This is a genomic window from Mesorhizobium sp. M4A.F.Ca.ET.090.04.2.1, from assembly GCF_003999085.1.
Taxonomy (GTDB): Bacteria; Pseudomonadota; Alphaproteobacteria; order Rhizobiales; family Rhizobiaceae; genus Mesorhizobium.
Genome location: NZ_RZOT01000484.1, coordinates 1 through 4,796 on the forward strand (window position 1 = coordinate 1; position 4,796 = coordinate 4,796).

Annotated in this window: 5 protein-coding genes and 1 pseudogene; 1 reads left to right on the top strand and 5 read right to left on the bottom strand. The window is 66.5% G+C overall.

From position 1 onward, the window contains the following. The 5 genes from EN781_RS26165 to EN781_RS26185 all read right to left on the bottom strand — a co-directional run. Nucleotides 1-425 (bottom strand): glycosyltransferase (locus tag EN781_RS26165; RefSeq protein ID WP_145965630.1); only part of this gene is annotated, 425 nt, incomplete at its 3' end. Between the two features lie 67 nt (nucleotides 426-492). Beyond that, nucleotides 493-1,671 (bottom strand): hypothetical protein, encoded by a 1,179-nt coding sequence (locus tag EN781_RS26170; RefSeq protein ID WP_126059408.1) that lies wholly within the window; start codon nucleotides 1,669-1,671, stop codon nucleotides 493-495. Nucleotides 1,672-1,710: 39 nt separating this feature from the next. Then, a complete protein-coding gene (locus EN781_RS26175; protein ID WP_126058961.1) occupies nucleotides 1,711-2,721 on the bottom strand; it encodes a succinylglutamate desuccinylase/aspartoacylase family protein in 1,011 nt (336 codons plus the stop codon). Between the two features lie 9 nt (nucleotides 2,722-2,730). Continuing rightward, complete coding sequence (locus tag EN781_RS26180; protein WP_126058960.1) at nucleotides 2,731-3,075, bottom strand: RidA family protein; 345 nt, start codon at nucleotides 3,073-3,075, stop codon at nucleotides 2,731-2,733. 36 nt (nucleotides 3,076-3,111) lie between these two features. Next, nucleotides 3,112-4,434 carry an alanine racemase gene (locus EN781_RS26185; protein ID WP_126058959.1) on the bottom strand — a complete coding sequence of 441 codons (1,323 nt, stop codon included), beginning with the start codon at nucleotides 4,432-4,434 and terminating at the stop codon, nucleotides 3,112-3,114. Nucleotides 4,435-4,499: 65 nt separating this feature from the next. Here EN781_RS26185 and EN781_RS26190 point away from each other — a divergent pair. Further along, a pseudogene (locus EN781_RS26190) lies at nucleotides 4,500-4,796 on the top strand (hydrolase); the annotation flags it as partial.

A 4,796-nucleotide genomic window follows, 5' to 3' on the forward strand; every position in this document is an offset into this window, starting at 1 on the left:
CGTGAGATGGAGACCATCGGAAAGCGTGGGAAGCGCCGGTAGGTGGGCGCCAGGTCGACATAGTCGAGCCTGCCATGCGGCGTCGTCACCGTCCTTCCGGCCATATCCGCGAAGAAGGAAAAATGCAGGAAATGGCTGAGGTGGAAGTGGATGAGGTCGAATTCGTGCGCCCGCTCGCGGACCTCGGCCAGCATCGCCAGATGCGCGGCTATCTCTGATTTTTTCGGGCGCGGATCGAGGCGAAGCGCGCATTCACGCCCGGCAACGAGCCTCGCGGAAGTCCGGCTGTCGCCGCTGGCAAACAGCGTAACCTCATGGCCGAGAGCGACCAGCGCTTCCGTTAGGTAGGAGACGATCCGTTCGGTGCCGCCATAGAGTTTCGGCGGCACGGACTCGTAGAGCGGCGCGACATGGGCAATTCGCATGATGTCTCCAGCTGATTGGCACAGGGCCAAAATGCATCAGCCGGCATATCGTTCCGGGCCCCGCTTCTCAGCCGGACAGCGCCGCGCCGACCCAGTCGAGCCGCGCGGCGGGGACGAGGCCGTAATTGTAGAAGTTGATACCGTCGACGCCCGGCGCCCTCGCCGGCTTCACCTTGGCGGCGAGCACTTCCGCGCCGGCCATTTCCGGATAGAAGAGCCGGTAGCCGGTGCCGAGGAATTTTTCCGGGCCGAGCGCCGCGCGGCCGGCCTCGAGCAGGCTCGCGACATCGTCCGCCTGCATGTCGTAGGCGCACAGGATCGCCCCGTTGCAGACCTTGCCGAGCGCCGCGAGATCGCAGCCGCCGAGCCAGCCGTCCTTGAGGTCGATGATCAGCACCCGCGTCGCCGGATGCGCCACCTCGCGCAACTCGCAGACCAGGCTGGTCACCGGCTCGAAGCGCCAGACGAGATAGGCATGGAGTTCCGGCCAAGGCAGGAAGATATCGAGCCCACTTGCCGGAAAGTCGGGAAAGCGCCGCTTCGGCACCGCACGCTCGCAGGTCTCGGCGATCCATTGCCTGACCAGCTTTTGCGCCGCCGCGCCATTGACGCCGGCTTTGGCCGCGCGATCCAGGCAGGACGGGCAGAAGCACAGCGAGAGCAGGAAATCGTCTTCTGGCGCCAGGCCGACACCATCCTTCTCGTGATGATACTCATGCGCAAAACCCATGAAGGACGGGCTTTCGAGCTCGATCCGGTCCGGCCTGTAGCCGTGCGAGATGTCCGCGACCAAGGCGCGGACATAGGCGCGCGCGTCGCGATGCGAGGGACAGAGATTGTAGTAATTGGCATCGCCGAAGGCGTTGCGGGTGACGGCCTCGGGGTGAAGCATGCCGAGGCGGGTGTTGTGCAGGCATACAGTCCAGCACGAAACCCCGAGCCCGCCCGCGTCGCGGCGGCGCGCAAGCTTGCGCAGCACATCGCCGCCTTCACTGATCACGTCAGCGACCTTGGGCCGGATGGCGAGGCCGGCCCAGCGCGCTGATGTCGGCTGGAAGTAGATGGTGCCGTCCTCAGGGAAATAGGCCTTGCGCCGCGGGCTGCGCGGCTGCAGGAATCGCCCGGCATGGTAGGACGTGGCGAGGCTGACCATATTGAGCCCGGCACGCTCGACGAGATCACGCTCGACCGTCTCCAGTCCGATATCCTGGATGTCCCAGGGATAGGTCCACATTGATAGCTGCATGGTCATCCTCGGCTTCCTTGCGTCGCCCGGCGTTTGCTCTCAGCTGTCCACCGGCTCCGCGACTTGCATCAAGCAATCGCCTGCCTCGCACATCGTGTGCAGCCGGCGCGACAGCACGATGCCGCTTTCGGCGAAATGCAGGGCTTCCTCGGCGAAGTCGAGCCGTTCAAGGTCGTGGTACCAGCCGGCAAGCTGTCCGGCGCTGACGCTGTCGCCGAGCCTGACCGCTGGCTCGAACCAGCCGCGCCGCGTGGCATAGATGCCCTGGCTGTGCCGCGACAGCGAAAGCAGCCGCGTTGGAGCGGTAGGCTCGGCCTCCGGCGCCAGAACGGGCGCCTCGACCAAGCCCAGCGCCATCATCAGCCTGTCGAGCGCACGGGCGGTGAGCGCCATGGAATCCACCGTTGCCGTGCCGCCACCGCCGAACTCGCCGCTGACGCCGATCGCGCCGGCACGGCGCGCGGCACCCATCGAGGTCGGCGACGCCGGGCCGTTGTCGGCGATGAAGCCATAGGGCATGCCGAGCGTGCGCATCAATTCGACGCCGCGCCGGTGACGCTCCGGGTCGGCATTGCGTTCGACCAGTGCCGTCGGCAGATGCTCCATCGAGGTGCCGCCGGAATGGATGTCGAAGACGACGTCGTGGCGGGCAAACAGCTCGGTCTCGAGGAAATGGGCCAGCCGGCTGGTCGGCGCGCCCGACGGATCGCCCGGAAAGGCGCGGTTGAGGTTGCCGCCTTCGAGCGGCGAGCAGCGCTTGGCGGCCATCACCGCCGGCGCGTTCGCCATCGGCAGGATGGTGACGCGACCCCTGATCCGCTTGGGATCGAGCCTGCGCACAAGCTTGGCCAGCGACAGCTCGCCCTCATATTCGTCGCCGTGATTGCCGGCCATCAAAAGCAGCGACGGGCCTTCGCCGTTGCGGATCAGGCAGATCGGCACCTTGACCTGGAAATAGGGCGAGCGGTCGATCGAGAACGGGATGCTCAAATGACCTGATGTCTTGCCGTCGCGGTCGAAATCGAGCGTGTGGACGAGGCCGGTGTGCATGGTTCCCTCTCAGACGGCCGCCACCGCCGTGACCTCGATGCGCAGGTCCGGATCGGCCAGGCGTGCCTCGACGCACGCACGGGCAGGCAGCCGTGACGGATCCACCCAGGCATCGTAGATCTTGTTCATGGCATCGAAGTCGCCGATCTGCGGCAGGAAGATGTTGACCGCCACCAGCTTCGACTTGCTGCTGCCGGCCTCGATGAGCAGCGACTCGATCTTGGCCAGCACGTCGCTCGTCTGCGCCTCGATGCCGGCCTTGCGGTCGTTGGCGACCTGCCCCGCGATGTGCACCATGCCGCCATAGACGACGGCCTGCGACATGCGGGACCCGGACTGGAAGTACTTGATCATGACGGATCCTTTCGAGGTTCTCTCATAGGGCTCTGGTCAGCCGAAATAGGTGGGGAAGGCGTGCGCCACATGCCCGTTTCCATCGACGCCGAAGATGACGCGGTAGCGGTCGAGGCAGGTGCAAGGGTGCGAGATGCCGAACTCGACGACGTCGCCGACGGCGATGTCGTCGCCCGGCTGAAGCGACAGGAAGGCATGCTGGTCGTTGAGTTTTATGACCTCGGCTTTCGGCGGCGCCGCAAGCGCATGGCCGGCGCGATGGACCATCAACGGCTTCGGGAAGCCTTGGTCGAACGAGACGTCGCGCATCCCCATGCCGCAGATGGCGAGGCTGGGTTCTGGCCGCGACAGCACCTCGGCCCAGATGCGCAGCGCCGGGCGGAACAAGCGCCGCGCCGAAACACTCGCGCCATTGACGGTAAAACCGTTGCGGGCATCGACCGCCCCCAGCGATCGATCGTAGACGCCATGATCGTGGAAGAAGATGGCGCCGCTGCGCAGCACCAGCCTCGCATTGCTGTCCTTCGCGACGACAGGCGAAAGCGCCGCGATCACCTTGTCGAAAAAGACTGAGCCGCCGGCCGTCACGATCAGCGGCGCCTCGCCGCCGACGCGCGCACGCAGCCTGAGGAACATGTCGCCGACGTTTGCCAGCAGCGCCGACACCACCTCCTCGGTGCGCACCGGATCGGGTTGCGCGGCCGCGCCTTCATAGGTCGCGACACCGGCGATCAGCAGCCGTCCGCCTGTCGCCGCGATCGCGTCGGCGATCGCCTCGGCCACGGCAGTCGTCCGAGCCCCTGCCCTTGCCACGCCAAGTTCGACCAGCACGCGCAACGGAGCCAGCGCCGCATTGGCGCGCCATGCCTGGGCAAGTGCCTCCACGGCGTCGACAGAATCGGCAAAGACATAGAGCTCGGCCTGCGGCCAGGCGCCGGCAAGCGCCGCGAGCCGGTTCGCGCCGCCCGCACCGCCAACCTCGTTGGCGATGATCAGCCGCGTCAGCCCGGCCTTCAGCATGACCGTCGCCTGCCTGATGTCGGCGACCGTGGTGCCCCAGGCGCCGGCCTCGACCAGCGACCGGGCAAGGTCCGGCGCCATCGGCGTCTTGGCGTGCGGCGCGATCTCGGCGCCATGCTCCGCGACATAGCGCAGGAAGAGCTCGCGATTCGAAGCGAAGGCGGCCTCGTCGAGCGTCAGCAAAGGCAGCGACATGCGGCCGTCTGCCGGATGCCAGCCTTGTTGCCCGACCTGTCTGCTGTCCAGCCCGGAGGTGCCTGGCGGCACGCCGCGGATGCGATCGTCGAGCAGAAAATTTTCATGCACGACGAGCGGCGGAGCCGGTGTGTTTTCACTCATCCGATGCTACCCCTTGCGCCGTTCCAGAGAGATTGCCGGTGCCGGTCATCGCTTGAGAGAAACGCATGCCCATTCCCTACGGTGGACCGATCATCGATGCCCATCATCATCTCTGGGACCTGGGTCTCGGCCGCAATCCCTGGCTGACGCCCACGGCCGGCGAACGCGGCGGCCTGGGCGAGCTTGGCCCGCTGCGCCGCAACTATCTGCCCCAGGATTATCTGCGCGATGCCGCCCGACACGCTGTCGTCGCCACCGTCCATGTCGAAGCCGGTTGGGCTGCCGACGACTGCGTCGGCGAGACCCGCTGGCTGGAGACGCTGGACAAGTCGCAGGGCATCCCGACACGCTATGTCGTGCAC